We start from the raw sequence: 2,110 nt of genomic DNA on the forward strand, positions 1-2,110 counted from the left end.
GCCGTTGCCGGCCAGCAGGTACATCCGGGGCTTGCTCATGGATGTTCCTCAGGCCAGGTCGCGCAGGGCTGCGTCGAGCGTCGGGTAACGGAACGCATAGCCGGCCCCGACGAGACGGTCGGGCACCACGCGCTGGCCGTCGAAAAACAGCTGGGCCATCTCCCCGGCCAAGGCGCGCACGGGCGCGGCCGGAATGTGAAACCACACCGGGCGCTTGAGCACCTTGCCGACGTTTTCGGCGAACAGCGCCTGGCTGACTGATTCCGGCGCCACGAGGTTGTAGGTGCCGCTCAGGCTTTCATCCGCGAAGGCCCGGGCGATCACCTGGATGACGTCGTCGCGGTGTACCCAACTCATGATTTGCCGGCCGTCGCCCATCCGCCCGCCGAACCCCAGGCGAAACGGAATCAGCAACGGCAGCAACGCACCACCCGGACCGAACACCACGCCCAGGCGCATCACCACCTGACGCACGCCCAACTCGGTGGCAGGCCGTGCGGAGGCTTCCCAACGCGCGCAGAGCTCAGCCATGAAACCCTCGCCCCGGCTGGCGCTTTCATCGAGGCTTTCGCTGGCGTCACGCACACCGTAGAAACCAATCGCCGACGCCTGGACCCACAACGCCGGTTTGTGCCGGGCGTTCCTCAACCAAGTCATCAAGGCTTCGGTGGTATTGACCCGGCTGGCGATGAGCTGCGCCTGGCGCTGGGGGCTCCAGCGCGGGCCGGCCACCGGGGCGCCTGCCAGGTTGATCACCACATCGAAAGTTTCATCATGCCCGAGCTTGCCCAGCGAGCGCAGGCAGCGGGCGCGACCGTCAAACAGATACGCCGCTTTCAACGGATCACGCGCCAGCACGCTGACCGTGTGCCCGGCGTCGAGCAGTTGATTGACCAATGTTTCGCCGATGAACCCAGTGCCGCCCGTGACCAGCACGCGCTTGTAGGCGCCACCGGCAAACGGATTGGCAGGCTTGCCCGCGCGTTGCATACGCAAGGCCGCCAAACCGTCGCGAATCCCCGAGGCCGTGACCCCGATGGCAAACAACGTCAACAGCCAGCCGCGCCAGCCGAGGTCGATTGCGCTCAGCCCGGTTGGCAAACTCGCCCACTGCGCCAATTGCACGCCATACAACGCGAAGAATGCCCCGCCGTTGACCGCCAGCACCGTGTGCATGATGCGTTCGATAGGCGGCAGTTTGCGGCTGCGGTCCTCGACCACGAAGTCCCAGAGCGTCAGGCAAATCTCCAGGGCGGACAGCAGCGCGATGACGATCGCCCACGTCCCCTCGAAAGCCAGATGCGCAATGCCCAGGAACAGGATCCCGTAGAAGCACGAGCGCAAGGCGTGGATCGACAGCTCCAGCCGCGCACTGTGGCGATAGGGCAAGGCGACGGTGAGTTCGTGGTGATACAGGGTGTCCAGCGCACCGAGGATTGCCTGGGCGATCAGCAGGGCAATGGCCCAGTCCAGCGATGAAAAATCAGCCATGATGGGATGCGCTCGATGCGTTGTCAGTCAGGGAAGTGCGGCGGTCGTGGCGATAGAGCCAGAACAGCGGCGGCAATAAAACGAACAGCGCGAAGCTGTCGAACCACAGGTGCGACCAGACCCGTGCCTGGGCGGAAATCCATATGTCCTGGGGCGCCCACAGCAGGATGCCGACGATGAGCCAGCCCCAGGGCATGGCGCTCTTCAATCGATTGCCGATGTGGACGAGGGCGAGCATGTACACCCCGTAGCTTTGCAACGTGGCGCCGAACAACGCCAGCCACCAGACCTGTTGCGCGCGGGCCGTAGCGGGCACTGAATCGGCGCCCCAGAAAGCGAGTTCGATAGTGTTCAGATAGTCATCGAGCAAGCCGGAATGACCGGCCCACGTCAGCATGAGGCCGGCAAGCAGGTGCATCAGGGCCGCCGCGTACAACCAAACGACCAAGGCTTTGCGAAGGGGGCTGGGAGGGACTGGCATTCCGTGTCCTGAAGACTTGCTTGGAGGCGGCAAGTCTAAAGGAAAAGGGAGGCGCTTTACTTGGCTAATTATGTTGAAGATTTAGCGAAGCATTGCACCCCCAGCCAGGCCACAACCGCTTCTGTGGAGCTGCGTAGG

The 2,110-nt window shown here is 63.9% G+C and carries 2 protein-coding genes; both read right to left on the bottom strand.

From position 1 onward, the window contains the following. Positions 1-48: 48 nt before the first annotated feature. Positions 49-1,491 (bottom strand): TIGR01777 family oxidoreductase, encoded by a 1,443-nt coding sequence (locus OC610_RS26200; RefSeq protein ID WP_264431996.1) that lies wholly within the window; start codon positions 1,489-1,491, stop codon positions 49-51. Then, positions 1,484-1,972, bottom strand: a complete 489-nt coding sequence (locus OC610_RS26205) for a cell division protein (RefSeq protein ID WP_264432000.1) — start codon at positions 1,970-1,972, stop codon at positions 1,484-1,486. Before OC610_RS26205 ends, OC610_RS26200 begins: the two co-directional genes overlap by 8 nt. Between the last annotated feature and the right edge of the window lie 138 nt (positions 1,973-2,110).

The organism is Pseudomonas agronomica (assembly GCF_025917275.1).
Classification (GTDB): Bacteria; Pseudomonadota; Gammaproteobacteria; order Pseudomonadales; family Pseudomonadaceae; genus Aquipseudomonas; species Aquipseudomonas agronomica.

Excerpts from the sequence above, each read along its gene's own strand:
- OC610_RS26200 (WP_264431996.1), bottom strand. The coding sequence starts at position 1,491 with ATGGCTGATTTTTCATCGCTGGACTGGGCCATTGCCCTGCTGATCGCC.
- OC610_RS26205 (WP_264432000.1), bottom strand. The coding sequence starts at position 1,972 with ATGCCAGTCCCTCCCAGCCCCCTTCGCAAAGCCTTGGTCGTTTGGTTG.